Origin of the sequence: Enterobacter cloacae complex sp. IR5441, from assembly GCF_049238215.1 — a bacterium.
GTDB classification, from domain to species: Bacteria; Pseudomonadota; Gammaproteobacteria; order Enterobacterales; family Enterobacteriaceae; genus Enterobacter; species Enterobacter hormaechei_C.
Genome location: NZ_JBMKIA010000004.1, coordinates 158030 through 184602, shown reverse-complemented (window position 1 = coordinate 184602; position 26573 = coordinate 158030). Strand labels below are relative to the sequence as shown.

29 protein-coding genes and 3 tRNA genes are annotated in these 26573 nt (G+C 53.0%); 16 read left to right on the top strand and 16 right to left on the bottom strand.

Annotation, left to right across the window (positions count from 1 at the left end; all coding sequences use genetic code 11):
- Nucleotides 1-687 precede the first annotated feature (687 nt).
- The 6 genes from ACOTX5_RS07245 to ACOTX5_RS07220 all read left to right on the top strand — a co-directional run bounded on the left by ACOTX5_RS07245 (nt 688) and on the right by ACOTX5_RS07220 (nt 4531).
- Nucleotides 688-1047: a hypothetical protein gene (locus ACOTX5_RS07245; RefSeq protein WP_216674613.1), complete on the top strand. Its 360-nt coding sequence runs from the start codon at nt 688-690 to the stop codon at nt 1045-1047.
- A complete protein-coding gene (locus tag ACOTX5_RS07240; protein ID WP_063945176.1) occupies nt 1047-2081 on the top strand; it encodes a hypothetical protein in 1035 nt (344 codons plus the stop codon). Before ACOTX5_RS07245 ends, ACOTX5_RS07240 begins: the two co-directional genes overlap by 1 nt.
- The gene (locus ACOTX5_RS07235) at nt 2068-2274 is read left to right on the top strand and encodes a hypothetical protein (RefSeq protein WP_045349406.1); all 207 of its coding nucleotides are present in this window, start codon (nt 2068-2070) and stop codon (nt 2272-2274) included. The genes ACOTX5_RS07240 and ACOTX5_RS07235 overlap by 14 nt, the downstream gene beginning before the upstream one ends.
- Nucleotides 2275-2421: 147 nt before the next feature.
- Nucleotides 2422-3255, top strand: a complete 834-nt coding sequence (locus tag ACOTX5_RS07230) for a hypothetical protein (RefSeq protein WP_063438902.1) — start codon at nt 2422-2424, stop codon at nt 3253-3255.
- A gap of 38 nt (nt 3256-3293) precedes the next feature.
- Nucleotides 3294-3521: a DUF4224 domain-containing protein gene (locus ACOTX5_RS07225; protein ID WP_072047915.1), complete on the top strand. Its 228-nt coding sequence runs from the start codon at nt 3294-3296 to the stop codon at nt 3519-3521.
- Nucleotides 3521-4531 (top strand): tyrosine-type recombinase/integrase, encoded by a 1011-nt coding sequence (locus tag ACOTX5_RS07220; RefSeq protein ID WP_063438903.1) that lies wholly within the window; start codon nt 3521-3523, stop codon nt 4529-4531. The genes ACOTX5_RS07225 and ACOTX5_RS07220 overlap by 1 nt, the downstream gene beginning before the upstream one ends.
- 126 nt (nt 4532-4657) lie before the next feature.
- Here the strand turns inward: ACOTX5_RS07220 and ACOTX5_RS07215 are convergent.
- The 6 genes from ACOTX5_RS07215 to uvrY form a co-directional block, all read right to left on the bottom strand.
- Nucleotides 4658-4744: transfer RNA gene (locus ACOTX5_RS07215), tRNA-Leu, on the bottom strand.
- Between the two features lie 11 nt (nt 4745-4755).
- Nucleotides 4756-4829 (bottom strand) — tRNA-Cys (locus ACOTX5_RS07210).
- 51 nt (nt 4830-4880) lie between these two features.
- Nucleotides 4881-4956: transfer RNA gene (locus ACOTX5_RS07205), tRNA-Gly, on the bottom strand.
- A gap of 163 nt (nt 4957-5119) precedes the next feature.
- The gene (pgsA, locus tag ACOTX5_RS07200) at nt 5120-5668 is read right to left on the bottom strand and encodes a CDP-diacylglycerol--glycerol-3-phosphate 3-phosphatidyltransferase (protein WP_003859652.1); all 549 of its coding nucleotides are present in this window, start codon (nt 5666-5668) and stop codon (nt 5120-5122) included.
- Between the two features lie 56 nt (nt 5669-5724).
- Complete coding sequence (uvrC, locus tag ACOTX5_RS07195) at nt 5725-7557, bottom strand: excinuclease ABC subunit UvrC (protein ID WP_045910792.1); 1833 nt, start codon at nt 7555-7557, stop codon at nt 5725-5727.
- Nucleotides 7554-8210, bottom strand: coding sequence for a UvrY/SirA/GacA family response regulator transcription factor (uvrY, locus tag ACOTX5_RS07190; protein WP_003859647.1), 657 nt, complete (start codon nt 8208-8210; stop codon nt 7554-7556). The genes uvrC and uvrY overlap by 4 nt, the downstream gene beginning before the upstream one ends.
- Nucleotides 8211-8607: 397 nt before the next feature.
- Here uvrY and ACOTX5_RS07185 point away from each other — a divergent pair, with 397 nt between their 5' ends.
- Nucleotides 8608-8688 carry a hypothetical protein gene (locus ACOTX5_RS07185; RefSeq protein WP_418235935.1) on the top strand — a complete coding sequence of 27 codons (81 nt, stop codon included), beginning with the start codon at nt 8608-8610 and terminating at the stop codon, nt 8686-8688.
- Nucleotides 8675-8899, top strand: coding sequence for a DUF2594 family protein (locus tag ACOTX5_RS07180; protein ID WP_003859644.1), 225 nt, complete (start codon nt 8675-8677; stop codon nt 8897-8899). Before ACOTX5_RS07185 ends, ACOTX5_RS07180 begins: the two co-directional genes overlap by 14 nt.
- A gap of 64 nt (nt 8900-8963) precedes the next feature.
- Here ACOTX5_RS07180 and sdiA read toward each other — a convergent pair whose 3' ends face one another.
- From sdiA to ACOTX5_RS07140, 8 genes are all read right to left on the bottom strand, one after another.
- The gene (sdiA, locus tag ACOTX5_RS07175; RefSeq protein ID WP_045333304.1) at nt 8964-9686 is read right to left on the bottom strand and encodes a transcriptional regulator SdiA; all 723 of its coding nucleotides are present in this window, start codon (nt 9684-9686) and stop codon (nt 8964-8966) included.
- 223 nt (nt 9687-9909) lie between these two features.
- Complete coding sequence (tcyN, locus tag ACOTX5_RS07170) at nt 9910-10662, bottom strand: L-cystine ABC transporter ATP-binding protein TcyN (protein WP_003859634.1); 753 nt, start codon at nt 10660-10662, stop codon at nt 9910-9912.
- The gene (tcyL, locus tag ACOTX5_RS07165; protein WP_045910793.1) at nt 10659-11327 is read right to left on the bottom strand and encodes a cystine ABC transporter permease; all 669 of its coding nucleotides are present in this window, start codon (nt 11325-11327) and stop codon (nt 10659-10661) included. Before tcyL ends, tcyN begins: the two co-directional genes overlap by 4 nt.
- A 21-nt stretch (nt 11328-11348) precedes the next feature.
- Complete coding sequence (gene dcyD / locus ACOTX5_RS07160) at nt 11349-12335, bottom strand: D-cysteine desulfhydrase (RefSeq protein WP_045910794.1); 987 nt, start codon at nt 12333-12335, stop codon at nt 11349-11351.
- A 103-nt stretch (nt 12336-12438) separates the two neighbouring features.
- Nucleotides 12439-13239, bottom strand: a complete 801-nt coding sequence (gene tcyJ, locus ACOTX5_RS07155; protein ID WP_003859627.1) for a cystine ABC transporter substrate-binding protein — start codon at nt 13237-13239, stop codon at nt 12439-12441.
- An 86-nt stretch (nt 13240-13325) separates the two neighbouring features.
- Nucleotides 13326-13877 (bottom strand): flagella biosynthesis regulatory protein FliZ, encoded by a 552-nt coding sequence (gene fliZ, locus ACOTX5_RS07150; protein ID WP_045910795.1) that lies wholly within the window; start codon nt 13875-13877, stop codon nt 13326-13328.
- Nucleotides 13878-13931: 54 nt separating this feature from the next.
- Nucleotides 13932-14651, bottom strand: coding sequence for an RNA polymerase sigma factor FliA (locus tag ACOTX5_RS07145; RefSeq protein WP_045910796.1), 720 nt, complete (start codon nt 14649-14651; stop codon nt 13932-13934).
- 163 nt (nt 14652-14814) lie between these two features.
- Nucleotides 14815-16542: a FliC/FljB family flagellin gene (locus ACOTX5_RS07140; RefSeq protein ID WP_032659212.1), complete on the bottom strand. Its 1728-nt coding sequence runs from the start codon at nt 16540-16542 to the stop codon at nt 14815-14817.
- Nucleotides 16543-16808: 266 nt separating this feature from the next.
- On the opposite strand from ACOTX5_RS07140, the gene fliD reads away from it, so the two are divergent.
- From fliD to amyA, 4 genes are all read left to right on the top strand, one after another.
- Nucleotides 16809-18221: a flagellar filament capping protein FliD gene (gene fliD, locus ACOTX5_RS07135; RefSeq protein WP_045910797.1), complete on the top strand. Its 1413-nt coding sequence runs from the start codon at nt 16809-16811 to the stop codon at nt 18219-18221.
- Nucleotides 18222-18251: 30 nt separating this feature from the next.
- The gene (fliS, locus tag ACOTX5_RS07130) at nt 18252-18662 is read left to right on the top strand and encodes a flagellar export chaperone FliS (RefSeq protein WP_006811147.1); all 411 of its coding nucleotides are present in this window, start codon (nt 18252-18254) and stop codon (nt 18660-18662) included.
- Complete coding sequence (fliT, locus tag ACOTX5_RS07125) at nt 18662-19033, top strand: flagella biosynthesis regulatory protein FliT (RefSeq protein ID WP_006811148.1); 372 nt, start codon at nt 18662-18664, stop codon at nt 19031-19033. Before fliS ends, fliT begins: the two co-directional genes overlap by 1 nt.
- A gap of 98 nt (nt 19034-19131) precedes the next feature.
- Nucleotides 19132-20619, top strand: a complete 1488-nt coding sequence (gene amyA / locus ACOTX5_RS07120; RefSeq protein WP_045910798.1) for an alpha-amylase — start codon at nt 19132-19134, stop codon at nt 20617-20619.
- 162 nt (nt 20620-20781) lie between these two features.
- Here the strand turns inward: amyA and yedD are convergent, their stop codons facing one another.
- A complete protein-coding gene (gene yedD, locus ACOTX5_RS07115) occupies nt 20782-21195 on the bottom strand; it encodes a lipoprotein YedD (RefSeq protein WP_003859613.1) in 414 nt (137 codons plus the stop codon).
- Between the two features lie 75 nt (nt 21196-21270).
- Nucleotides 21271-21585, bottom strand: a complete 315-nt coding sequence (gene fliE, locus ACOTX5_RS07110) for a flagellar hook-basal body complex protein FliE (protein ID WP_003859612.1) — start codon at nt 21583-21585, stop codon at nt 21271-21273.
- 228 nt (nt 21586-21813) lie between these two features.
- Between fliE and fliF the strand changes: the two genes are divergently transcribed.
- From fliF to fliI, 4 genes are read left to right on the top strand one after another with little or no spacing between them, the layout of a single operon-like run.
- Entirely contained in the window at nt 21814-23496 is a 1683-nt protein-coding gene (fliF, locus tag ACOTX5_RS07105; protein WP_045910799.1) for a flagellar basal-body MS-ring/collar protein FliF, read from the top strand.
- A complete protein-coding gene (gene fliG, locus ACOTX5_RS07100) occupies nt 23489-24487 on the top strand; it encodes a flagellar motor switch protein FliG (protein ID WP_003859608.1) in 999 nt (332 codons plus the stop codon). Before fliF ends, fliG begins: the two co-directional genes overlap by 8 nt.
- On the top strand, nt 24480-25187 hold the full coding sequence (gene fliH, locus ACOTX5_RS07095) for a flagellar assembly protein FliH (protein ID WP_017693145.1): 708 nt from the start codon (nt 24480-24482) through the stop codon (nt 25185-25187). Before fliG ends, fliH begins: the two co-directional genes overlap by 8 nt.
- Entirely contained in the window at nt 25187-26557 is a 1371-nt protein-coding gene (gene fliI / locus ACOTX5_RS07090; protein WP_017693144.1) for a flagellar protein export ATPase FliI, read from the top strand. The genes fliH and fliI overlap by 1 nt, the downstream gene beginning before the upstream one ends.
- The last annotated feature ends 16 nt before the right edge of the window (nt 26558-26573 follow it).

Genomic DNA, 26573 nt, shown 5'->3' with positions numbered 1-26573 from the left:
TTTAATGTTGACACACCAAAGTAAGATATCCTACATTTGAATCACACCACTGGTACTGACAGTTACCTGTGTTGGTGTGGAAGTAAGTAGTACGGCATATGGCACATGTGCCGCAGCGGTCCGGGGATTCCTTCAAGTATCCAGATCCAGCGGGTAGCCGGAATGTGCAAGCCAGGCAAGTACGACGGCCAGAGACGTTTCACCAGCGTGGCGATCAGGTGACAGCCCAGACGATATCTGAGTGGCTATAAAAACAGATGGGAGCCGGTGGAATCCCGGCACACAACATGAAAGCGCACTCCATCAACTATCGGTTGTGGATGGCAGGTAAGTAAACGAACGAAGTGCGCTTCCAGTTGTGTTAACCGTAGTAGCTGTACCAGATGCTGTGTGTAGTCTTGGCGGTCGGCAGTTTTGAATGTCCTTAATGTCGACCGCCCCTTTTACACAACTGAAAGCGCGTTCAGCGTTCAACTTGAGAGGCCGTAGTCGTTAAACCAACTCAGGAGAACGCGCTCCCAATTGTGGAGAAGCTGACTGGCGGTGGCAGCCGCCCGTTTCACTAAGTGCCCTGGTTGGGTGCTTACTAAAACGAATCCCCTTTATTTTTTGTCGCCAACCGGCGAGGGATTCGTGCAACCAAAATTCAGCGCTGTGCAGAGCGCGTCTAACACGGAGAAACTATCCATGACGAACACACAGAACGTCACCGAGTTACAACCACGCATGACCCGGGAGCAGCTGATCGACGCTGCGCGTAAGGCCGCCCCTCTCCTTCCGCCAGCTTATCGCGGAATTATGACCGAACTGGCTAACCGCCTGGACTATACAAGCGTCGCGCTTTGCGAAGCGATAGCTCAGCGTAAGGAACTGGATGCCCAGAACGCTACCCTGCGTGAAGATGTCGCAAGCTGGGCCAAAGAGTGTTACCGCATTGTTGAACGGCACACGAAGACCAGAACCAATATGCATTTCCTGGAAGCCCAGCGAGAACTGCGTGAGTTGTCTACCGTCGTCATTTCCCAAAATAAAGAGGTGGCTTTCTAATGGCTAACTCTTTCAAGCAAATGACCCGTGACGGGACAATCAAGCGCACCGATACCGGGATGTTCATCAGCCTTGACCAAATCCATGTGCGGGAAGGTTTCAACAAACGCGAAGATGATGAACGAACCCGCCAGGCAGATGATGACCTCTTCAACTACCTGATGAACGGTGGCTCCGTTCCCCCGCTGGAGGTTATCGCCCGTGATGAAGGTGGAGTGTGGGTTGTTGAAGGCCACCGTCGGCGTCGCTGCTATGCGCGCTGTGCAGAAGCTGGTAAGCCAGTAGACCGCATCCACATCATGCCGTTCAACGGTAGCGATGTTCAGCGCCTGGCGCGCATCATGACCAGTAACAACCAGCTCCCGCTATCCGATATGGAACAGGCAGCTGTTATTCAGGAGCTACATAACGCCTTTAACCAGACCACCAGCGAGATAGCAAAGCTGGTGAATAAGTCTGTGGCCACCGTCGAGAAACTGCTGCTCCTCAGCACAGCGAACCATGACGTTCAGCAGGAGGTTAAATCCGGCGCTGTGTCAGTCGATGTCGCGGTTGATCGCGTTATGGAGTATGGCGAACAGGCCGGGAAAGTTCTCCAACATGATAAAGCTGTAGCGGCTGCCCAGGGTAAATCGAAAGTAACCCGTAGCTCTATCGCGCCGGAACTGAGCGTAAAGAACGCACGCCGTTTCGTTGAGCTGATGGCTCAGGCCACGATTAGTGATGAAGGTGTCTTCACTCTTGAAGGGACTGCTCTGGCCGAGGCGCTGTCGATTATTGACGAACATAAAGCCATTGCTGAAGCACGTGAACTCTATCGCTTGTCACAACCAGTACCGACAACAGAAATTCGCGGACGATCTCTGTATGTGATGCTCGATGGTAAGGAAATTGGTCGGGCCTCACTGTATCGCGGTAAAACCGTTTGGCTGGACATGGATGACAAAACCATTGTCGCCAGCCAGTCAAAGGCTGTGGCCCACTTCGTCAAGCAACACAAATTGCAGCAGGAGCAAAATCATGACAGCCAATAAACCAACGACCAGCGAACAGCTGGAAGAACTGATGACTATTGCTTACAACATGCAACGAGACAGTGAAAAGGTGAGTGACCGCCCTGCTGCTATGTTCGCTTATGCAGTGCAGGTAGCGGTTTTTGAACTGCGTAATTTCCGTACTAACGTGACGACGTTAGCTAAGGATAATAAGCCGCTTGAACACGGATAAGCCCTGAATCTTGAACATTAATAGGTTATGAATAAATCAATCGAATGCTTGCAACGCAATCCAAACGAAAAATAGTTGTTAAACTTCGTGAGGGAGAGCGTATATAATATAGCCTTCTACATATAACAATTTTATGAGTGAGAAGATATGAACCAAAATCCCTTTTCAATATATGATTTCCTTGGCTACATGATACCGGGAGGATTATTTTTATATCTTTTATACTTTTGCGGGATTACTCTGGATTGGGACGTAATCATCCAACTCCAGAAAACTGCAATTGCACAGAAATCTTCTCTTAGTTTATTGGGATATTCTTCAATTATTATACTTGCATATATAATAGGCCACGCAATAGCTATATGCTCTGCTTTTCTAGTTGAAAAGTACATGAATGATACATTACAGTACCCTTCTATCTATCTTTTTGGGAAATTAAATAATGATTTCAAAGAACAAGCTAATAGAATTCACCGCCGTACAATTATATGTACAATAACCAAGATAATATTACTACCACTTTTCATTCTTGATAGATTCTTTTTTGATAATCCTAATTCCAAAGCGCTTCCAAAGGATTTGGCTTCAACGCTATGGAGCAAGCTAGAACAGTCTTATAAAAAGATATTTTCAGTAGATTTATCTAAACTTAAAAATAAACATGCCTTACAAGGCGATCTTTTTAGATTAGCTTACCATTACTCATATGAACATTCCTCTAATCATCAACCTAAAATACAGAATTATGTAGCACTGTATGGATTTTGCAGGAACGTGTGCTTGGTGTTTTTATTATTCTCCTGGGTCGCTTTCATCACACTATCAATTAATATTCTAACAAACGAAGGGCTCTGGTTTAATTTTTTATCAACTTTAACTATGCTACTGATGACATATGTTTTTTATTGTGGCTTCGTAAAATTCTACAGAAGATACACCTTAGAAGTATTTATGGCATTCAGCGTTTTGAAAACTGATTGAATTTTCCGGGTGCAGCCGGTTAAGTGGAGAACTATACGATGAGCGGACAAAGCCAACGTTTTCTTACCCCAGATGACCTCTATCAGCTTACTGGTTATCGCCGCCCCTCCCTTCAGTGCAGAGCGCTGAAAGAAAGCGGTGTATTTTTTGTACCACGAAAAGACGGCAGGCCGGGAACTACATGGGATCATGTGACTAATCCTGCTGGCTTGAAGCTGGTAGTGAGCAATCCAGAGGAAGAAGAACCAAACTTTAAGGACATGTAATGCCTAGAATCCGCAAAAACCCGGAAGATAATTGGATGCCACCCCGCGTTCGCCGGGGCAAATCAGCCTATGAGTTCAGAACGCCTGACGGCAGAACTGTGAGATTGTGCAATCGAGATCTTACTAAGTCTCAGGTCTGGGCTGCCTATGAAAACTTCATCAACGATATCAAGGTTGGTTCCAACTTCCATGCTCTATGCGAAGAGTTTTTTAACTCTGGTGATTTCCATGAGCTGGCAACAGAAACCAGAAAGGATTACCGGAAATATGGTTCAAAGGTAAATGTCGTTTTCGGCAAAATGAAACCAGAAAACATCAAGCCAGAGCACATCAGAAAGTATATGGACAAGAGGGGGGTTAAGAGCAGGGTTCAGGCGAACCGAGAGAAAGCCTTTATGTCGAGGGTGTTCAGGTGGGCATATGAGCGCGGCAAAGTGAAAATGAATCCATGCCAAGGCGTGAAGCAGTTTAAAGAGCAGGCGCGCACACGGTACGTGACGGACAAAGAATATGATGCACTATTCAGTGTTTCGTCGGTGCCGGTGAAAATTGCTATGGAGTTGGCCTATTTATGCTGCGCACGCCAAGGAGATATTTTGGATCTTAAAAAGAGTCAGATACTGGATGAAGGGATACTAATTCAGCAAAGCAAGACGGCAGTGAGTCAGATTAAGGCGTGGACGGTGCGTCTATCAAATGCGATCACCCTAGCCGATTCCCTTCCGTTGAATACTGGCATGGTGAGCCTTTACGTGATCCACCAGCAGTCTGGTTCTCGTTATACGCGCGATGCCTTTAATGCTCAGTGGATGAAGGCAAAAAAGTTAGCCGCACAAAAATTTCCTGAGCTCGAATTTAACTTCACGTTCCATGATCTGAAAGCTAAAGGGATATCTGATCTGGTAGGAACGCTGCATGAGAAACAGGAAATCTCAGGCCACAAAAATGCTTCGCAGACTGCAAGATATAACCGTAAAATATCTGTAGTACCGGTGGTTGGGGGGCAGTAATGCACTCTTTCTCTGGCGAAGTCGAATGGCGAAACATTGGCGAATGGCGAAAAATAGACAATAAAAAACCACCTTTCGGTGGTTTATACGACACTGCTTATCATTGATTTTATTCTATTTTTCCCATGGTAGCCGGAGTGGGACTTGAACCCACACAGCGCGAACGCCGAGGGATTTTAAATCCCTTGTGTCTACCGATTCCACCATCCGGCCAGGGAAGAAAGTGGAGGCGCGTTCCGGAGTCGAACCGGACTAGACGGATTTGCAATCCGCTACATAACCGCTTTGCTAACGCGCCTTAAATCTGTTGTCTTTCGACCTGCACCCGCAAGCTGCCGATGCATTAATCTGGAGCGGGAAACGAGACTCGAACTCGCGACCCCGACCTTGGCAAGGTCGTGCTCTACCAACTGAGCTATTCCCGCATGTCATCAAGTAACTATTTAACTACTTCCTAACCACTTGATTTCATTGTCGTCCGGCTAACTGTGTCGCCGTTCGATGCGTTGCATTCTACTGATATGACGTTTTGAGTCAACGTTATTTTTTGCATCTCAGGATCGTTTGCTGAAAATTAAGCCGAAACGATCACTGTTCAAGCAAATCACCGCGCGCAGCGTTCAAATATTGCAGCATTGACCACAGCGTCAGCACCGCCGCAACCCACAGCAGACCAATGCCGGCCCACTCTACCCAGGCATTCGGACGCCACAGCATCCATACCAGCGCCGCCATCTGTGCGGTGGTTTTAACTTTACCGATCCAGGACACCGCCACGCTGCTGCGTTTACCCAGCTCCGCCATCCACTCGCGCAGGGCAGAGATAATAATCTCACGGCCAATCATGGTCGCGGCAGGCAGCGTTACCCACCAGGTATGATAATGTTCCGCCACCAGCACCATCGCGATTGCCACCATCACCTTATCCGCAACCGGATCGAGGAACGCGCCAAAGCGGGTACTCTGGTTCCAGCGACGCGCCAGATAACCATCAAACCAGTCCGTAACGGCAGCGATCAGGAAAATCAGCGCACAGGCAAAAGGCGCCCAGACGACCGGCAGGTAAAATGCCAGGACGAAGAACGGAATGAGCACAACGCGAAAAAGAGTGAGCAACGTAGGGATATTAAATCGCATGATGACGGTAACTGTCTGTTGTCAGTAAAATTTAGCTCTATGTTGCTACAGAGCCCTCAATGTTTCAACGAGTAGTAGATCTTTTCTGCCAGCCCTTGCGAAATACCCGGCACTTTTGCAATTTCTTCCATACTGGCGTTGAGTAATCCTTGCAATCCGCCCATATACTTCAACAGCATCTGGCGACGTTTTGGCCCGACGCCTTCAATCGTCTCAAGGGTACTGGTATTTTTCACTTTCGCCCGTTTTTTACGGTGCCCACTGATGGCATGATCGTGCGACTCATCGCGGATATGCTGGATCACATGCAGCGCAGGGGAATCCGGCGGCAGGCTAAAGCCCTCGCCTTCCGGCTCAAAGAATAGCGTTTCCAGGCCAGCCTTACGATCTGCCCCTTTCGCTACCCCTAGCAGCAGCGGATGGTTCTTATCCCACTCCACGTCGAGCGATTGAAATACCGCCTTCGCCTGCCCCAACTGCCCTTTCCCGCCGTCGATAAGGATAACGTCCGGGATTTTGCTCTCTTCAATCGCTTTACCATAGCGACGGCGCAGCACCTGGTTCATGGCGGCATAATCGTCACCGGGCGTAATGCCAGTGATGTTATAGCGACGATACTCTGCCCGCAGCGGACCGTTGGCATCAAAGACCACACACGACGCCACGGTCTGCTCACCCATCGTATGGCTGATGTCGAAGCATTCCATGCGTTTCACTTCCGGCAGCTTAAGCAGCGTAGCAAGCGCGGTTAAACGCTGGCTGACGGTCGACTGCTGGGACAGTTTGGTGGTCAGCGCCGTGGCGGCATTGGTTCGCGCCAGCTTCAGATAACGCGCGCGATCGCCGCGCGGTTTCGTCTGAACATTCACCCGGCGGCCTGCCAGCTCTGAAAGCGACTCCGCCAGCAGGGTTTTATCATCGAGCGTGAAGTCGAGCAGGATCTCCGAGGGCAGCGTACGCATCTGGCTGCCCTGCAAATAAAACTGACCGACAAAAGTCTCCACCACTTCACCCAGCTCAGTGCCGCCCGGCACTTTCGGGAAGTAGCTGCGGCTGCCGAGCACTTTGCCCTGACGAATAAACAGCACATGAACGCAGGCCAGACCGGCATCAAAGGCTACGCCGATAACATCGAGGTCGTCGCCCGTATTGGAAACAAACTGCTTCTCGGTCACCCTGCGCACCGCCTGGATCTGATCGCGGATGCGTGCGGCCTCTTCAAATTCCAGCGCCGCGCTGGCTTTTTCCATGCGGGCAATCAGTTGCGTCAGCACCTGATCATCTTTCCCGGCTAAAAACAGGCGGACATATTCCACCTGCTGCGCGTACTCTTCTTCGCTCACCAGCCCTTCAACGCACGGCCCCAGGCAGCGGCCAATCTGATATTGCAGGCATGGCCGGGAACGGTTGCGATAAACGCTGTTTTCGCACTGGCGAACAGGAAAGATTTTTTGCAAAAGCGCCAGCGTTTCCCGCACGGCATAACCGTTCGGGAAGGGGCCGAAATACTCACCTTTCGCATGCTTAGCGCCACGATGCATCGCCAGTCGCGGGTGCGTGTCGCCGCTCAGAAAGATAAACGGATAGGACTTGTCATCGCGCAGCAGAACGTTGTAGCGCGGCTGATACAATTTAATGTAGTTGTGTTCAAGGAGCAGCGCTTCCGTTTCCGTATGCGTTACGGTGACATCAATGTTGTGTATAAGTGCGACCAGCGCTTCGGTTTTACGGGAGGCAAGGTTGCTGCGGAAATAGCTGGAAAGGCGTTTCTTCAGATCTTTCGCCTTACCGACATAGATAACCGTACCGCCAGCATCGTACATACGGTAGACGCCTGGCTGGCTGGTGACGGTTTTCAGAAATGCTTTTGAATCGAACGCTTCACTCACTGACTTATTAACGACTCCGCATTGCACAAACCATGGCGAATGGCCAGGTGAGTCAGTTCGACATCACCGTGAATGTTCAGTTTACTGAACATTCGATAGCGATAGCTGTTGACCGTTTTCGGGCTGAGATTCAGCTGCTCTGAGATCTCATTCACCTTCTGACCTTTAGTGATCATCAGCATAATCTGCAATTCGCGCTCAGACAAACTGGCAAACGGAGATTCCGTTTTTTCCGGTTCAATCTGACTCAGGGCCATCTGTTGAGCAATATCAGAAGCGATGTAGCGCTGCCCGGCGTAGACGGTGCGGATCGCATTGACAACTTCCTGCGGCGCGGCGCCTTTACTGAGATACCCGGCAGCACCCGCCTGCATAACCCTGGCAGGCAGCGGATTTTCGGTATGGACGGTCAGCATGATAACTTTGGTATCAACGAACATGCGCGCGATTTTGCGCGTGGCTTCAAGCCCGCCAATACCGGGCATGTTCATATCCATCAGCACCACGTCTGCGGAGTTAGCGCGACACCATTTGACGGCATCTTCGCCACAGCACGCCTCGCCGGCAACTTTAATACCCTTTATATCTTCAAGAATGCGTCGTATCCCTGCGCGCACCAGTTCGTGGTCATCAACAAGAAGGACGTTGATCAAAGGAAATGTCTCCAGAATAGGGATAACGCTACTGACTGCTAATTGGGTTTATATTAACGGTTTTCCATGCAAGATTAAAACGCTAAAAAATCGGCTATTCGATTCTGGTCTCGTTTTTGGAAATTAAGCTGTACAGTAAGTGGAAAGAAAACCCTTGCCCGCTGGGCTTTTACCTCTATTTTATAGCATCGACATTCGAAAAGTTACTAAAACAGTTGTTAACTCAAACGAAAAAGAGCGCGCGATTTTTTGTAACAACAATTAACGAATGGCGAACCGGGGATAAACATTTAATTGTCGCTAACATATTGGACAGAGTACCTTCATAATCCGCGCCGCCCAATAATCACTGCGCGATAAGTATAAAAAACAACCACTGCATTTTTTGCCGTAGCTTGTGGTATACTCCGCCGCCTTAACTTTCATCGTCGCGCTCATGCGCTGTTTTATAATGAGGAAAATAAATGAGCACACCTGAATTTGCCACTGCCGAGAATAACCAGGAACTGGCACAGGAAGTAAACTGCCTGAAGTCGCTGCTGACGCTTATGCTACAGGCGATGGGCCAGGCTGATGCTGGTCGTGTGATCATTAAAATGGAAAAACAGATCGCGCAGATGGAAGACCAGGCGGAATCCGCTGTTTTTGCCAATACGGTTAAGCAAATTAAACAAGCCTACCGCCAGTAACAAAAACGGCTGGATGCAAAGCATTCAGCCGTTTTCTCGTCTGACACGCAGAACGTGATATCAGTCAGATAAGCCCCGTCGCTGCGGCATAACACGCTATCTGGATCTTATTCGGTGCATTGAATTTCTTCTGCATATTCTTTTGATGGAAATTGACGGTATTTTCCGAGATGGAGAGAATGATGGCGATTTCTGCCGACGTCTTCCCTTCTGCGGTCCACTTCAGAATTTCCCGCTCACGCTTGCTGAATTTCATTTCAGGCGGCATCACCGTCTCATGTTCAAAGCGCAACAGTGTGGTTAGCGCCATCTGGACCAGCATTTGTAAACGCAGCTCAATTTCTTCACTGGATATCGAGTGTGCCTGTAAGCTGGTACATGACACGGAGAGGAAACCGAGCGCATGATTTGGCATCATCAGACACTGCGTTATTCCCTTGCGTAAACCGTGGTCCCGCGCGCCGTCCCATAATTGCTGGGCATCCGTGAATAATTCATCCGTCCAGGGCAAATGTCCCTGAATGAAATTCTCCGGCTTCAGCACCGGGTCAATGGCGAAATAATTCTCGGACTGATATTGCGCCATCCATTGTTGCGGATAACTGGAATGGACGGAGGTTCGCGGGCGGGTAAATGGCACAGGGTGTCGAACACAAAGCGCATAATAATCGAATTCAAGCGCCTGCGTTTGTCGCTGAAGTTCCTGATATACCTCTTCGGCACAGGTCATTTCCTGAAACCGGAGGAAGCATTCCCGTCGCCAGGTGAAAAAGTCTATATCCCTCATACTTACTGAATGAAGCCTCTGATAAAGATAATCATTATTATGGTGAATATAACCTAACACATAAAGCATGATTATTTATATAAAATATCGGCCACAGGCAGATTATCTTTAATTTGGCGATGGCTTATCCACATCAGGCGGAATAAAAAAGCAACAGAACGGAGTTTAAGGGAGGATAATTTGCTCCAGAAGCGGCATCTGGAGCAAATTGAACGCTAAAATGCTACTGCATTAAGAATTTTTCAAGGAACTGACGGGTACGGGGCTGCTGCGGATTGGCAAACAGCGCTTTAGCCGGCCCCTGCTCAACTATTCTCCCCTGATCCATGAAAATAGCCCGATCGGCAACGTCGCGAGCGAAGCTCATTTCATGCGTCACAATCACCATCGTGCGTTTCTCCTGCGCCAGCTGTCGGATCGTGTTCAGTACTTCCCCGACCAGCTCAGGATCGAGCGCGGACGTGGGTTCGTCAAACAGGATCACATCCGGGCGCATCGCCAGCGCGCGCGCAATGGCGACACGCTGCTGCTGCCCGCCAGATAAGCGACGCGGATAGCTCGTCTCCTTCCCTGCCAGCCCAACCTTCGCCAGCAGCTCGCGGGCGCGGACCGTCGCGTCTTCCTTAGGTTCCCCCTTGACGATGACCGGCCCTTCAATAATGTTTTCCAGCACCGTGCGGTGCGGAAAGAGATTAAAGCTCTGGAACACGAAGCCGACATGCTGGCGCAGGCGGCGAATCAGCCCTTTTTGCTGGCTGATGGGTTTCCCGGTATCAATGGTGATATCACCCACGCGGATCGTCCCGCCTTCGGGCTGCTCCAGTAAATTGATGCTGCGCAGCAGCGTGGTTTTGCCTGACCCGCTCGGGCCGATAATTGCTACCACTTCGCCCTGCTCAACCTCAAGATCAATGCCATGCAGCACCGTTTGTCCATGGAATTTTTTCACCAGGTTTTTGACGTCAATTGCACTCATTTTGGATCACGCTCCTGGCGGTTAAGCTGGTTTTCAAAATAGTTTTGCAGAGCGGACAGTACCGTCGCCATCACCCAGTAAATCAGCGAGGCCGCCAGATACATGGTAAACACTTCCAGCGTGCGCGAGGTGATCAGCTGCGCCTGACGGAACAGCTCCGGCACCTGAATGGTCGCCGCAAGCGAGGTGTCTTTCACCAGGCTGATAAAGCTGTTGCTCAGCGGCGGCAGCGCCACGCGCGCCGCCTGGGGCAGGATCGCCCGGCGCAGCGTCTGCCACGGGGTCATCCCGATACTGGCCGCCGCTTCCCACTGTCCTTTATCGATGGAGGAGATCGCCGCACGCAGCGTTTCAGAGGTGTACGCCGCGGTATTCAGCGATAGGCCTATCATCGCCGCCGGGATCGGATCCAGCTCAATACCGAACTGTGGCAGACCGTAGTAAATCATAAACAGCTGGGCGATAAGCGGCGTTCCGCGGAACACGGAGATGTAAAACCGCGCCAGCCACCGCACCGGCCAGATGTTCGACATGCGCATCAGTGCCAGCACAAACCCGAGCACCAGCCCGAAGAGCATCCCGCCGATACTGAGCTGTAAAGTAAACACCGCGCCCTTAAGCAAGAACGGCAGCGAATCAATAACCAGTTGAATACTTTCTTGCATTATTATTTTTCTACCTGATTTTTAGACATGAGGATGATAGGCAAACAGCGCAGGCGCCCCGCCAGTATGAACAAACAAAATGGGTCCTTCATCCTTAAAGCGCTTGCGGGCGATGCCGTCGATCAGGCCCGCCATTGCCTTGCCGGTATAGACCGGGTCGAGCAGAATACCTTCGAGACGGGCCAGCAGCTTAACGGCCTCCATCCCTTCATCATTGGGGGTGCCATAGCCCGGCGCGAAATAGTCATCCCACAGCAATATCTCCGTCTTCGCCTGAAGCGCAAGCTGTTCAGCCACCGCCTGTTGCAGGGTGACGACTTTCGGCTTCTGTTCCGCAACGCTTCTGGAAACCGTCACGCCAATCAGCTCGACCTCCGGCATCAGTTGCTCAAGCCCGACCGCTAAACCAGCATGGGTCCCCGCACTGCCGGACGCCACCACCACCGAGGATAAACTCACCGCGCCTTCGCACTGCTGAGCGATTTCCAGCGCGCTCTCAACATAGCCGAGGGCACCCAGCGCATTCGAGCCGCCAACCGGGATCACGTACGGACGAAAACCCTGCGCTTCCAGACGCGTCGCCAGCTCGTCGAGCTGTGCAGCCGGGTCGGTCAACGCGTCGACCATTTCAACCTGCACGTTGAACAGATCCAGCAGCAGACGGTTACCGTTAGTCAGGTAATTCTCTGCCTGCGTCCCGATCGGGTTCTCCAGCAGGGCTACGCAGTGGAGTCCCAGCTTCGCCGCCACTGCCGCCGTCTGGCGAACGTGGTTAGACTGAATTGCCCCGGCGGTGATCAGCGTGTCCGCCCCCTCACGCAGAGCATCGGCGGCGAGAAACTCCAGCTTGCGCAGCTTATTTCCGCCCATCGCCATGGGCGTCACATCGTCACGCTTAATGAATATATCGCGCCCCAGGTAGTCAGAAAATCGCGGCAGATACTCCAGCGGCGTGGGTGCGCCGATAAATTCCAGACGGGGAAAGCGCGTTAAATTCTGTAGTGACATGGTTCCTCCGGTCACGCAAACAATTGTTATTTCATTATGCACGCAGACGCGCGAGAAATAAAAAAGGCGCTTTTAAAAGCGCCTTTTTTTGTCAGTCAGAGACTTATTTCGTCACGTCTGCACCAAACCACTTCTCAGAAAGCGCCTTCAGGCTACCGTCTTTCTGCATCTCAGCAATGGCGCCGTCGATGGCTTTCAGCAGATCCTCGTTACCTTTACGCACCGCCACGCCGGATTCCTGACGGGAGAACGCATCACCCGCGACAGCCAGGGTATTGTTGGTTTTCTTCACCAGATCCAGCGCTGCCAGGCGGTCAACCAGAATGGCGTCAATACGGCCTACGCGTAGATCCTGGTATTTCGTCGGGTCATCATCGTAGGTACGGATGTCCACGCCCTGCACGTTCTGGCGCAGCCACTCTTCGTAGTTGGTGCCCAGACCGACGCCGACTTTCTTACCTTTCAGGTCCGCTGCGGACTTGATGCTGCCTTCGTTACCTTTCTTCACCAGCGCCTGAATACCGGACACGGTGTACGGCGTGGAGAAGTCGTACTTCTTCTTACGCTCGTCAGAAATGGTTACCTGGTTAATCACCACGTCAATACGTTTGGAATCCAGTGACGCCAGCATCCCGTCCCATTTGGTGGGTTTCAGGGAGGCTTTAACGCCGAGGTGTTTCGCCAGCTCCTGTGCAAACTCCACTTCAAAACCGGTCAGTTTACCGTCGTCGCCCTGGAAGCTGAACGGAGGATAGGTTCCTTCCAGCCCAACCAGCAGCGTGCCGCGCTCTTTAACTTTGTTGAGCAGATTCTCTGCCGCGAACGTTTTCACGCTCATCCCCGCGACCAGCGCAACGGCCATCATCCCCATCAGCGCCTGACGACCCAGAAGTGCTAATTTCATAAGTACCCCGATACAGTGGAATTTTTGAGTAGTGTAGAGAAATCGCCTGCAACGTCAAAGGCGGCTGCGCTACATCTTATTCTTATTTAATATATATCAGAAGTTGTTCCGGCGCGGACTTTCTGCTTTATGACGCCCGGCATCTGGACTTTATATTGCGCGTACTTTCGCAGCGCGATGCGGTAATTATTGGTACTGGTGGCGGGCAACCAGGGTTCCAGATTTTCATCCAGGTATCCGGTCATCAGCAGATCGCGGGAGATATTTTGCATGGTCAAATGCTGACCCAGGCGGCGCAGGCGAACCACGTATTCACGCACGGTGCCGTGACTCATCTCCGTTTGTTCAAACAGGAATTGCTTGAAGCCGATAATATCGAAGAAGTCGCTTTGCTCTTTGCAATGGAGATCGCCACAGAAACGGCAAAGCGCTACCCACTCTTTTTGCTCTTCAAGCCAGGCGGCTTCATCCATCAGCGTGTCGAGGCGGGAAATCGCAATCTTATTCACGATTTCACCGCGACGAACCAGCGTGATGCGGTCAAGTAATTTTTTACAGTGGGCGCAATGCGTCTGGCTGTGTTTAAAGTCTTTCAGGTAGCGGCTTAAAGGCCGTCTTTTAGATTGCTGCACCGTCATGATAACTCCTGGTTGTCAATACGTTGTGCGGCATTTCCAAGGCGAATGACTCACCTATAACTTACCCAGTTTTGTGCGCAGGCGTTTAATGGCCTGGCTGTGCAGCTGGCTCACCCGTGACTCGCCCACCTCCAGCACGGCGCCAATCTCTTTGAGATTGAGCTCTTCCTGGTAATAGAGGGTTAACACCAGTTGCTCACGTTCCGGTAAAGCTTCAATCGCTTCCATCACGCGCTGACGTAAATTCCCTTCCAGTAAATGGTGTAACGGGTTTTCTTGCTGGTGTTCATCGGTCACCAGCTCGATGCTATCGCCATGCTCTTCGCGCCACTCATCATAAGAGAAGAGTTGGCTGTTATTGGTATCGAGCAACATCTGGCGATACTCTTCAACAGGAATGCCCAGACGCTCCGCTACTTCGGTTTCCGTCGCGTTGCGCCCCAGCTTCTGTTCCAGCTGCCCCATCGCATGCGCCACTTCGCGCGCGTTGCGGCGAACGCTGCGCGGCACCCAGTCGCGGCTGCGCAGCTCGTCCAGCATCGCACCACGAATACGCTGCACTGCGTAAGTCGTAAATGCCGTTCCTTGCAGAGCGTCGTACCGGTCAACTGCATTCAATAACCCGATACCGCCCGCCTGTAGCAGATCGTCCAGTTCCACGCTCGCCGGCAAACGCACCTGGAGGCGCAATGCTTCGTGACGCACCAGCGGAACATAACGCTGCCACAGCGAGTGTTTATCCATTACACCTTCAGCGGTATAGAGTGAATTCACGATAAACAGCCCTGCGTTAGTTGAGTTATCGGCATGATTATCCGATTCTGGAGGGGTTTTAATCGGGTGAATAGTGGGTGAAATGAGGGGTTATTTGGGGGGTTACGCGTAAATGCGGACAGAAAAAACCCCGCCGAAGCGGGGTTTGAGCTTAAACAGGCGATTAGCCTTGCAGCAGAGACAGAACCTGCTGAGGAACCTGGTTAGCCTTGGCCAACACGGAGTTACCAGCCTGCTGGATGATCTGCGCTTTAGACATATTTGACACTTCGGTCGCATAGTCGGCGTCCTGAATACGGGACTGCGCTTCAGACAGGTTGGTGGTGGTGTTGTTCAGGTTGGTGACAGCAGAACCCAGGCGGTTTTGGATGGCACCTAAAGAAGAACGGAACTTATCGATGGAGCTGATAGCATCGTCCAATGCTTTCAGTGGATCGGTAGTAGTAGCAGCTTTAGTCGCTGCGTCGGTAGTGAATTTACCTGCTGCGTCAGTGTAAACAGCTTTTCCAGAACCATTGGTCACGCTGCCATCAGTTTGCAGGAAGTAATCAACGGTATTGGTAGTAGTCAGAGTACCATCAGTCGCTGTATAAGTAGCCGCGCCCCCAGTGGTAACAACGCCAGTTGCGCTAATAGAAATATCGTCAGTACCATCAGCGTCATTATCTACATTGAGAGCAGTACCTTTAGCAGCGGATTGCAGAGCATCAGCGCTGATACGAACGTTGCTCAGTGTAATTGTACCTGATTGAGAACCTGTTGCTGCGTCAGCAGAACCCGCCAGAGCGATAGTTGCGCCATCAGCCGTAGTAATTGAAACACCCACTGCACCTGTAGCGTCATGGTTTTTAGTCAGACCATCAAGCGTTGCCGCGGCAACTGTACCGGCGCTGTTTTGAGTCAAGTTACCTGTTGAATCGATAAACAGTGCTGAACCATCTTTAGCAGTAATTTTACCATCACTCGCCAGCACAACATCAACAGAAGTACCACCAATCTTAACGCTCAGGTTAGCAGTATCCCCTGCTTTCGGCGTCAGGAAGGATTGCAGTGCAGCGCTATTGCTGTCACCAGCTGCCGCACCAGCAGCGATGGTCGCCCCGAAGCTGAAATCATTTGTTGCTTTGTTGTAGGTATAGTTAGTCGCTGTCGCTGTCCCAAAACCATTAGAAATTGTGGCATCGACAATTGCACCATCAGACAGATTTGCAAATACGTTTGCAGCAGTGGCTTTATTCAGACCTGCGTCTACAGTGTATTTGGTTACACCGGCAGCATCGGTGGATGGTGTTGTACCTGCTGTAGCTGCTGCCGCTGCCAGTTCATCCTTGGTAGCAGCAGTGTTTGCCACAGAGCCCTGACCATTAACGTTAAAACCGGTCAGACCAAGAGTTTTAGAGTCGATTTGTTTCAGGTCGATAGTGATGGTCTGGCCATCGTTCGCTCCAACCTGAATTTTCATGGAACCGTCTTTAGCCAGCACATTAACACCGTTAAACTGAGTCTGACCAGACACGCGGTCAATTTCGTCCAGACGGGATTTGATTTCATCCTGAATTGAGTCCAGATCAGACTTAGAGTTAGTACCAGTAGAAGACTGAACGGTCAGCTCACGAATACGCTGTAAGTTGTTGTTGATTTCAGACAGTGCGCCTTCAGTAGTCTGTGCAACAGAGATGCCGTCGTTAGCGTTACGTGCAGCCTGAGTCAGACCTTTGATGTTGGAGGTGAAGCGGTTAGCAATCGCCTGGCCTGCTGCGTCATCTTTTGCGCTGTTGATACGCAGACCGGATGACAGACGCTCAATGGCAGTAGACATTGAAGACTGGTTCTTGTTGATGTTGTTCTGAGTGATCAGCGAGAGGCTGTTGGTATTAATGACTTGTGCCATGATTTCGTTTCCTGTTGTTCATCAAATCTGTGGATTAGATTTGGGTTTCCACCCTTCGGCTTCATCGCCGTCAAAGGTGTTATCGTCTGATCCAAAACAACCTTTAGATTTTTTTTCAGGATCGCATCATTTTTTTAGCCACAGAAATACTCTTCTCTATTAGCGCTATTCTCGCCATTAAAAAAAGAATCTAACCGTAAACTTTCCTGAGTTGAGGCCGATAACCCCACTATTCGTTCTACGTGTCGTTACATTAAGGAATAAATATGGCAAGTATTTCTACGTTGGGAGTCGGATCAGGTTTGCAGTTAGGCGATATTCTGGACAGTCTGACCGCTGCACAAAAAGCACAACTGACGCCGATCTCTAAGCAGCAAACTTCCTATACAGCAAAACTTAGTGCCTACGGCACGCTGAAAAGTGCATTGGAATCCTTCCAGACGGCAAATACTGCACTTAGCAAAGCCGATCTGTTTACAGCGACTACCACCGCCAGCAGCAGCACAGCCTTCAGTGCCACAACCAGCGGCAGCGCGATTGCGGGTAAATACACCATTAACGTATCGCAGCTTGCGCAGGCGCAAACCCTGACAACTGCTAAAACGCAAAGTGATAATAAAACGGCGATTGCGACAGCGGACAGCACCATCACCATTCAGCAAGGTGGTGACAAGAAACCTGTCACTATTAATATCAGTGCGGAAAACTCATCTCTGAGTGATATCCGAGATGCGATCAACAAAGCGGATGCTGGCGTAAGTGCCAGTATTATTAACGTCGGTAATGGTGAGTATCGTCTGTCCATTACGTCGAAAGATACCGGTAAAGACAATGCCATGACTATTAGTGTCAGCGGCGATAAGGCACTTCAGTCCTTCATGGGCTACAACGGTAATAGCGCAGATACCGCTAACGGCATGATGGAAAGCGTTACGGCCCAAAATGCGCTATTGAAAGTTAATAACGTTGATATTGAAAACAGCAGCAATACAATCAGTGATGCGCTGGAAGATATCACTCTCAACCTGAACGACGTGACAACCGGTAATCAGACCTTAACGATCACTACCGATAACACTAAAGCGACCAAAGCGATAAACGACTGGGTGACGGCGTATAACTCCCTGCAAGATACTTTCAGCAGCCTCACAAAATATACTGCTGTGGACGCGGGTTCAGACGCTCAGAATACCAGCAACGGCGCGTTATTAGGCGACAGTACGCTACGCACTATTCAGACTCAGTTGAGAAGCGTGCTGAATAACCCTCACACCAGTTCCAATATCAAGACCCTTGCTCAAGCTGGCATCACTACCGACCCAAGCACCGGTAAACTGGAGGTGGATGATGACAAGCTTAGCGCGGCAATGAAAAACAGCGCGGCTGGTATCAAAGACCTGCTGATCGGTGACGGGAAAACATCCGGTATCACCACCACCGTTGGAACAAACCTCACAGGTTGGCTCTCCAGCACCGGCATCATTCAGGCTGCCAAAGATGGCGTCAGTAAAACCCTGAACAATTTAACTAAGCAATATAACGCGGCCAGCGAGCGTATCGACACCATGGTAGCGCGTTATAAAGAACAGTTTACGCAATTAGACGTCATGATGAACTCGCTGAACTCTACCAGCAGTTACCTGACGCAGCAGTTCGAAAATACGTCCAGCAACAAGTAGTAAACGCTAATCAGACCCGAGGGGGATAACATGTACGGCGCAAAAGGCACGCAAGCCTACGCAAAGATAGAAGTTGAAAGCGCGGTGATGAGCGCCAGCCAGCAGCAGCTGGTTATCATGCTATTTGATGGAGCCCTCAGCGCACTGGTACGGGCACGTCTGTTCCTTGCAGACGGTAATATCCAGGCAAAAGGGCTGGCGCTCTCCAAAGCGATTAATATCATCGAAAATGGCCTGAAGGTCGGATTGGATGAAGAGAGTAAAGACGAGTTAACACAAAACCTGATCGCTCTCTATGCCTATATGGTTCGTCGCCTGCTTCAGGCCAACCTTCGCAATGATGCCAGTGCCATCGAAGAGGTGGAAAATTTACTGCGCAATATTGCGGATGGCTGGAAGGAGGCAGCAGGTATACCAACTCTTGTCCAGGACGCCGTCTAATGAGTAACGCACCGCAACTTTATGCCCTTTATCAGCAACTCCTTGAGCAGAGCCAGTTGATGTTGCGACTGGCCCGGCAGGGACTATGGGATGATCTGATCATCTGTGAAACCGACTATGTTAATGCGGTGCACTCACTGGCTCGTCTCACTCAGGAAAGTGAACCTTCGATGCAGATTCAGGAGCAGCTTCGCCCGACGCTGCGGGTGATCCTGGACAACGAAGGCCAGGTAAAAACGTTGCTGCAAGCCAGAATGGATGAACTGGCGAAGCTGGTTGGGCAATCCTCCATCCAGAAAACCGTTCTCTCCACCTACGGTAACCAGGGCGGTCATGTCCTGGTTCCGCAAAGTAATAGCGATATTAATTAGCCATTTAACTGGCGTTCGAGCGTTAACCGTTTCGTTCGCCAGGCATTTCTGCCAAACCTGCTCCATACTTGAGTTTCGCGACCTTATGGAGATGGTGCATGCGCAACCCAACACTTTTACAATGTTTTCACTGGTACTACCCCACCGGCGGTGAACTGTGGCGAGAAGTCACGGCATTAGCCCCCAACCTGAACGAAATCGGCATCAATATGGTCTGGTTACCGCCGGCATACAAAGGGGCATCCGGCGGCTATTCCGTCGGGTATGACTCTTATGACCTTTTCGACCTCGGTGAGTTTGACCAGAAAGGCAGCGTCGCCACCAAATACGGCGATAAAGCCCAGCTGCTGGAGGCCATCAACGCCTTAAAAAGCAACCAGATTGCGATGCTTCTGGACGTGGTGGTCAACCACAAAATGGGGGCCGATGAAAAGGAACCCGTCCGCGTGCAGCGCGTGGATGCTCAGGATCGCACCCAAATCAGCGATGAGATCATCGAATGCGAAGCCTGGACGCGTTACACCTTCCCCGTTCGGGCCGGGCAGTATTCGCAATTTATCTGGGATTACAAATGCTTCAGCGGTATCGACCACATTGAAAACCCCAATGAGGACGGTATCTTCAAAATCGTGAACGACTACACCGGCGAAGGCTGGAACGATCAGGTCGACGACGAGATGGGCAATTTCGATTACCTGATGGGTGAAAATATCGATTTTCGCAACCATGCGGTGACGGAGGAGATCAAATACTGGGCGCGCTGGGTGATGGAGCAAACCCACTGCGACGGCTTCCGCCTGGACGCGGTAAAACACATCCCGGCCTGGTTCTATAAAGAGTGGATTGAGCACGTCCAGGAGGTGGCCCCGCAGCCGCTGTTTATCGTGGCGGAATACTGGTCTCACGAAGTGGATAAATTGCAGCACTACATCAATCAGGTGGACGGTAAAACCATGCTGTTTGATGCGCCACTGCAAATGAAATTTCACGAAGCCTCACGCCAGGGACGCGACTACGATATGAGCCAGATTTTCACCGGTACGCTGGTGGAAGCCGATCCGTTCCATGCCGTGACCCTGGTAGCCAACCACGATACCCAACCCTTGCAGGCGCTGGAAGCCCCGGTTGAAGCCTGGTTCAAACCGCTGGCCTACGCGCTCATCCTGCTGCGTGAAAACGGCGTGCCGAGCGTATTCTACCCGGATCTTTTTGGCGCCAGCTATGACGACACCGGCGGGGATGGCGAGACGTATCACATCGATATGCCGGTGATTGAACAGCTCCACGAGCTGATCCTCGCCCGGCAGCGTTTTGCCCACGGCGTACAGACGCTGTTTTTCGATCATCCAAACTGCATTGCGTTCAGCCGCAGCGGGACTGAGGAGCACCCGGGCTGTGTGGTGGTGCTGTCGAATGGTGATGACGGCGAGAAGACCATCTGCCTCGGGGAGAATTACGGCAATAAGACCTGGCGAGATTTTTTAGGCAACCGCGAGGAAACCGTGACCACGGCGGCGGATGGCGAAGGGACGTTCTTCTGTAACGGGGGAAGCGTCAGCGTCTGGGTGATTGAGGACGCGCTGTAGTGCTGGGAAAGTGCGGTCTTAAAGTCAACGGAATGACCACCAGAGCCGTATGTTCCCCCTCACCCCAGCCCTCTCCCTCAAGGAAGAGGGGGGCCGACGGTGAAGGCATTATTTTGTGGAGATCCCTCAGACCACGGGTAGAGGGCGCAAAACCTAAAACGGTTACGGAAGCTTACTCTCCAGCGGATTCTTACTCAGGTAATCTGCGCATTCCACTGTTGGACGGTCAACCTTGTACAGTTCCATACCGTCATACTCCAGCGCCGCCCCATCACGCTCCAGCGGATAGACATCCAGCTTACGGGTCACGTTGTAATAATCATCTGAACGCAGCATGATCTTACCCGGCACCGCGATAACGCGCTGCCACTGACGGCAATCCAGCGTATCCCCCTCTGGCGTCACCACCAGCGTGGCGATCGCTTCCGGGCTCACCATCGCGCTCTGCGGCCCTTTCGACTGCCAGTAACCTGCCAGTTGCGAAGGTACCGGGTGCTTAATCACTTCCTGATAGTTATCTACCTGAACACATCCCGCTAACGTCAGCATCGCAGCCACAATTGCTACTTTTTTCATCATCTTTCCTGCATGCGAAGAAAAAAATATTGTGGCATTAAAGCCATCAGGCTGCCAGCGTAAGATGGGTATTGATTAAACCTGCATCCCCATCACTTCCTGGTATGCCGACACCAGCTTGTTACGCACCTGCAACCCCATCTGCAATGACACCGACGCTTTTTGCAGATCGGCCATCACATCGTTGAGCGCCACGCCGGGTTCGCCAAGGGTAAATCTCTCAGCCTGGGTACGGGCCGCGTTTTGCTTGTCGCTGATCCGGTCCAGCGCCGCATGCAGTTGACCGGCGAAGCTAACGCCCGGCGGCTGGTCAGCCACGCTCTGATTACGGGCGGTCATCGCCGTTGCCTGTAACTGACTGAGTACCCCTTCAATGCCCTGTATAGCCATGACTCTCCCCTGGATGGTTTTTTACGAGGTCAAGACTAACAGCTTGTCAATAAGATAATGGCGGTAAATAGCGTTAAAAAACCAGGTTATTTGACGCATAGAAAATCCCGAATCATCAAATAATGGCAGGGCCATCAGTATGGAACTTTTGTCGTGTTTGCCGACCCGGGAGTCAGTTTTGTTTCTCTACACGAATAACGTAAACCACCAGGATTTAAGAGGTGCGCAATGAGTGCGACAGCAGCATCGACAGCGCCACAGAATAAATCACTCGAGTGGATGAACCGCCTTCGCGCCAACCCTAAGATCCCGTTGATTGTGGCAGGCGCTGCCGCCATTGCGATCGTTGTCGCGATGGTCTTATGGGCAAAAAGCCCGGATTACCGCACGCTCTACAGCAACCTTTCCGACCAGGATGGCGGTGCCATCGTCACCCAGTTAACCCAGATGAACATCCCGTATCGCTTTGCCGATAACGGTGGTGCGCTTGAAGTACCGGCAGATAAAGTGCACGAGCTTCGCCTGCGTCTCGCCCAGCAGGGGCTGCCAAAAGGCGGCGCGGTTGGTTTTGAGCTGCTGGATCAGGAAAAATTCGGCATCAGTCAGTTCAGCGAGCAGGTTAACTATCAGCGCGCACTGGAAGGTGAGCTGGCCCGTACGATTGAAACCTTAGGCCCGGTGAAAAGTGCCCGCGTGCACCTGGCGATGCCTAAGCCGTCCCTGTTTGTCCGTGAACAAAAGTCCCCTTCGGCCTCTGTGACCGTTAACCTCGAACCTGGCCGTGCGCTGGATGAAGGGCAGATCAGCGCCGTCACGCACCTGGTCTCCAGTGCGGTGGCCGGCCTGCCGCCGGGTAACGTTACGCTGGTGGATCAGAGTGGTCATCTGCTGACGCAGTCCAACACCGCAGGGCGCGATCTCAGCGACGCTCAGCTGAAATACGCCGCGGATGTGGAAGGCCGTCTCCAGCGTCGCATCGAAGCGATTCTGGGCCCGGTGGTCGGCAGCAGCAACGTACACGCGCAGGTCACCGCGCAGATTGATTTCTCGAATAAAGAACAGACCGAAGAGCAGTACGCTCCGAACGGGGATGCCTCCCGCGCCGTGTTACGCTCGCGTCAGATCAATGAGACGGAACAGGTCGGCGGCCAGTATCCAGGCGGTGTGCCGGGCGCACTCTCTAACCAGCCCGCGCCTGCCAACGCCGCGCCAATCTCCACCCCGCCGGCAAACCCGCAGAACGGTCAACAAACGAATCAGCAGACGACCTCGACCGCGAACAGTACCGGCCCGCGTAACAGCAGCCGTAACGAAACGACCAACTACGAAGTCGACCGGACTATCCGCCATACCAAACTGAACACGGGCGATATTCAGCGTCTCTCTGTTGCCGTGGTGGTGAACTACAAAACGCTGCCGGACGGTAAACCGCTGCCGCTCACAGCGGAGCAGATGAAGCAGATCGAAGATTTAACCCGCGAAGCGATGGGCTTCTCTGAAAAACGTGGCGATACCCTCAACGTTGTGAACTCACCGTTCAACCCGGTGGATGAGACCGGTGGCGAACTGCCGTTCTGGCAACAGCAGGCGTTCTTCGATCAGCTGATGTCCGCAGGCCGCTGGCTGCTGGTGCTGATTGTCGCGTGGCTGCTGTGGCGTAAGGGCGTTCGTCCTCAGCTACAGCGCCGTGCTGAAGCCGAGAAAGCCGCGCTGGAACAGAAGAACGCGCGTCCGGACGAGGAAGAAGCGGTTGAAGTGCGCCTCAGCAAAGATGAACAGATGCAGCAGCGCCGTGCTAACCAGCGTATGGGCGCAGAGGTGATGAGCCAGCGCATTCGCGAAATGTCAGATAACGATCCGCGCGTCGTCGCGCTGGTCATCCGCGGTTGGATGGGTAACGAACATGAGTAATACGCTTACAGGCACCGATAAGAGCGTCATCCTGCTGATGACCATTGGCGAAGATCGCGCGGCGGAAGTGTTTAAACACCTCTCCCAGCGAGAAGTGCAGATCCTCAGCGCGGCGATGGCCAACGTGCGCCAGATCTCCAACAAGCAGCTGACAGAAGTGCTGGCGGAGTTTGAGCAGGAAGCCGAGCAGTTTGCCGCGCTCAACGTCAACGCCAACGAATACCTGCGCTCCGTGCTGGTTAAGGCGCTGGGCGAAGAGCGCGCCGCCAGCCTGCTGGAAGATATTCTCGAAACGCGCGACACCGCCAGCGGGATCGAAACGCTCAACTTTATGGAGCCGCAAAGCGCCGCCGATCTTATTCGCGACGAGCACCCGCAGATTATCGCCACCATTCTGGTCCACCTCAAACGGGGTCAGGCAGCCGATATTCTGGCGCTGTTCGACGAGCGCCTGCGCCACGACGTGATGCTGCGTATCGCCACCTTCGGCGGCGTCCAGCCAGCCGCGCTGGCGGAGCTGACCGAAGTGCTGAACAACCTGCTCGACGGCCAGAACCTCAAGCGCAGCAAAATGGGCGGCGTGAGAACGGCAGCGGAAATCATCAACCTGATGAAAACGCAGCAGGAAGAGGCGGTTATTACGGCGGTACGCGAGTTCGACGGCGAACTGGCGCAGAAAATTATCGACGAGATGTTCCTGTTCGAAAACCTGGTCGAAGTGGACGACCGTAGTATCCAGCGCCTGCTTCAGGAGGTGGACTCCGAATCGCTGCTTATCGCCCTCAAAGGCGCCGAGCAGCCGCTGCGCGAGAAGTTCCTGCGCAACATGTCCCAGCGTGCGGCCGATATCCTGCGCGACGACCTGGCCAACCGTGGCCCGGTGCGTTTGTCTCAGGTGGAAAACGAACAGAAAGCGATCCTGCTTATTGTTCGTCGTCTGGCAGAAACCGGCGAGATGGTGATTGGCAGCGGAGACGACACCTATGTCTGATGAACTGTCGTGGAAGCGCTGGACGCCTGACGACCTCTCCCCTCCCACCGCAGAGTTCACCCCTGCCGTTGTGTCGTCCGACGAGGGCGACGCCGGGGCGGGTATCCCCGAGCTGAGTGAAGAGGAACAGCGCGCCCAGATGCTGGCCCAGATGCAAATGCAGGCGCACGAGCAGGGCTTCAACGCTGGGATGAACGAAGGCCGTCAGACCGGGCACGCACAGGGTTATCAGGAAGGGCTGGCGAAAGGTTTAGAGCAGGGCATCGAGCAGGCGCGCCAGCAGCAGGCGCCGCTGCATGCCCGCATGCAGCAGCTGGTGAGCGAGTTTCAGCACACGCTGGATGCGCTCGACAGCGTGATTGCCTCGCGCCTGATGCAGATGGCGCTGGAGGCGGCCCGTCAGGTGATCGGCCAGACGCCGGTAGTGGATAACGCCGCGCTGATTAAGCAGATCCAGGGGCTGCTCCAGCAGGAGCCGCTGTTCAGCGGCAAACCGCAGCTGCGCGTTCATCCTGATGATTTGCAGCGCGTGGAAGAGAGCCTCGGCGCGACGCTAAGCCTGCACGGCTGGCGGCTGCGCGGCGATCCGTCGCTCCATCACGGAGGCTGTAAGGTCTCGGCGGATGAGGGCGATCTGGATGCCAGCGTCGCGACCCGCTGGCAGGAACTGTGCCGCCTGGCGGCACCGGGAGTCGTCTGATGACCGCTCGCCTTACGCGCTGGCTTAACACGCTCGATAATTTTGAAACGAAGATGGCGCAGCTGCCATCCGTTCGTCGTTATGGACGCCTGACGCGCGCCACCGGTCTGGTCCTGGAAGCCACGGGGCTGCAACTTCCGCTCGGCGCCACCTGCGTGATTGAGCGTCAGGACGGGGGGGAGACGCGTGAAGTGGAAAGCGAAGTGGTCGGGTTCAACGGTCAGCGCCTGTTTCTGATGCCCCTTGAAGAAGTGGAAGGGATTTTGCCCGGCGCCCGCGTCTACGCGAAAAACATCAGCGGTGACGGCCTGCAAAGCGGCAAACAGCTCCCGCTCGGTCCGGCGCTGCTGGGCCGCGTGCTGGACGGAAGCGGCAAACCGCTCGATGGCCTGCCCTCCCCTGATACCACCGAAACCGGCGCGCTGATCACCCAACCCTTCAACCCGCTGCAACGCACGCCAATCGAGCACGTACTGGATACCGGCGTGCGGCCGATTAACGCCCTGCTCACCGTGGGACGCGGCCAGCGTATGGGGCTGTTTGCCGGCTCCGGCGTGGGTAAATCGGTCCTGCTCGGCATGATGGCGCGTTATACCCAGGCGGACGTTATCGTGGTTGGCCTGATTGGTGAGCGTGGTCGCGAAGTCAAAGATTTCATCGAAAACATTCTGGGTGCGGAGGGCCGCGCCCGCTCGGTGGTGATCGCCGCGCCTGCGGACGTGTCGCCGCTACTGCGTATGCAGGGTGCCGCCTACGCCACGCGTATTGCGGAAGATTTCCGCGACCGGGGCCAGCACGTGCTGCTGATTATGGACTCCCTGACCCGTTACGCGATGGCGCAGCGTGAGATTGCACTGGCCATCGGCGAGCCGCCCGCGACCAAAGGCTACCCGCCGTCGGTCTTCGCCAAGCTCCCGGCGTTGGTTGAGCGCGCGGGGAACGGCATCAGCGGCGGCGGCTCCATCACCGCGTTCTATACGGTACTGACCGAAGGCGATGACCAGCAGGACCCGATTGCCGACTCCGCGCGCGCGATCCTCGACGGCCATATCGTGCTGTCGCGCCGTCTGGCCGAAGCCGGGCACTATCCGGCAATTGATATTGAAGCCTCGATCAGCCGTGCGATGACGGCCTTGATCACCGAGCAACACTACGCCCGCGTGCGTAACTTCAAACAACTGCTCTCCAGCTTCCAGCGCAACCGCGATCTGGTAAGCGTCGGGGCGTACGCCAAAGGCAGCGACCCGATGCTCGATAAAGCGATTGCCCTGTGGCCGCAGCTGGAGGCATTTCTGCAACAGGGTATTTTTGAACGCGCCGACTGGGAAGATTCCCTCCAGGCACTGGAGCTGATTTTCCCGCAGGTGTAACACAGGTGGAGGGCGA

Excerpts from the sequence above, each read along its gene's own strand:
- ACOTX5_RS07245 (WP_216674613.1), top strand. The coding sequence starts at position 688 with ATGACGAACACACAGAACGTCACCGAGTTACAACCACGCATGACCCGG.
- ACOTX5_RS07240 (WP_063945176.1), top strand. The coding sequence starts at position 1,047 with ATGGCTAACTCTTTCAAGCAAATGACCCGTGACGGGACAATCAAGCGC.
- ACOTX5_RS07235 (WP_045349406.1), top strand. The coding sequence starts at position 2,068 with ATGACAGCCAATAAACCAACGACCAGCGAACAGCTGGAAGAACTGATG.
- ACOTX5_RS07230 (WP_063438902.1), top strand. The coding sequence starts at position 2,422 with ATGAACCAAAATCCCTTTTCAATATATGATTTCCTTGGCTACATGATA.
- ACOTX5_RS07225 (WP_072047915.1), top strand. The coding sequence starts at position 3,294 with ATGAGCGGACAAAGCCAACGTTTTCTTACCCCAGATGACCTCTATCAG.
- ACOTX5_RS07220 (WP_063438903.1), top strand. The coding sequence starts at position 3,521 with ATGCCTAGAATCCGCAAAAACCCGGAAGATAATTGGATGCCACCCCGC.
- pgsA (WP_003859652.1), bottom strand. The coding sequence starts at position 5,668 with ATGCGATTTAATATCCCTACGTTGCTCACTCTTTTTCGCGTTGTGCTC.
- ACOTX5_RS07180 (WP_003859644.1), top strand. The coding sequence starts at position 8,675 with ATGAGCACACCTGAATTTGCCACTGCCGAGAATAACCAGGAACTGGCA.
- sdiA (WP_045333304.1), bottom strand. The coding sequence starts at position 9,686 with ATGAGGGATATAGACTTTTTCACCTGGCGACGGGAATGCTTCCTCCGG.
- tcyN (WP_003859634.1), bottom strand. The coding sequence starts at position 10,662 with ATGAGTGCAATTGACGTCAAAAACCTGGTGAAAAAATTCCATGGACAA.
- tcyL (WP_045910793.1), bottom strand. The coding sequence starts at position 11,327 with ATGCAAGAAAGTATTCAACTGGTTATTGATTCGCTGCCGTTCTTGCTT.
- dcyD (WP_045910794.1), bottom strand. The coding sequence starts at position 12,335 with ATGTCACTACAGAATTTAACGCGCTTTCCCCGTCTGGAATTTATCGGC.
- tcyJ (WP_003859627.1), bottom strand. The coding sequence starts at position 13,239 with ATGAAATTAGCACTTCTGGGTCGTCAGGCGCTGATGGGGATGATGGCC.
- fliZ (WP_045910795.1), bottom strand. The coding sequence starts at position 13,877 with ATGACGGTGCAGCAATCTAAAAGACGGCCTTTAAGCCGCTACCTGAAA.
- ACOTX5_RS07140 (WP_032659212.1), bottom strand. The coding sequence starts at position 16,542 with ATGGCACAAGTCATTAATACCAACAGCCTCTCGCTGATCACTCAGAAC.
- fliD (WP_045910797.1), top strand. The coding sequence starts at position 16,809 with ATGGCAAGTATTTCTACGTTGGGAGTCGGATCAGGTTTGCAGTTAGGC.
- fliS (WP_006811147.1), top strand. The coding sequence starts at position 18,252 with ATGTACGGCGCAAAAGGCACGCAAGCCTACGCAAAGATAGAAGTTGAA.
- fliT (WP_006811148.1), top strand. The coding sequence starts at position 18,662 with ATGAGTAACGCACCGCAACTTTATGCCCTTTATCAGCAACTCCTTGAG.
- amyA (WP_045910798.1), top strand. The coding sequence starts at position 19,132 with ATGCGCAACCCAACACTTTTACAATGTTTTCACTGGTACTACCCCACC.
- yedD (WP_003859613.1), bottom strand. The coding sequence starts at position 21,195 with ATGAAAAAAGTAGCAATTGTGGCTGCGATGCTGACGTTAGCGGGATGT.
- fliE (WP_003859612.1), bottom strand. The coding sequence starts at position 21,585 with ATGGCTATACAGGGCATTGAAGGGGTACTCAGTCAGTTACAGGCAACG.
- fliF (WP_045910799.1), top strand. The coding sequence starts at position 21,814 with ATGAGTGCGACAGCAGCATCGACAGCGCCACAGAATAAATCACTCGAG.
- fliG (WP_003859608.1), top strand. The coding sequence starts at position 23,489 with ATGAGTAATACGCTTACAGGCACCGATAAGAGCGTCATCCTGCTGATG.
- fliH (WP_017693145.1), top strand. The coding sequence starts at position 24,480 with ATGTCTGATGAACTGTCGTGGAAGCGCTGGACGCCTGACGACCTCTCC.
- fliI (WP_017693144.1), top strand. The coding sequence starts at position 25,187 with ATGACCGCTCGCCTTACGCGCTGGCTTAACACGCTCGATAATTTTGAA.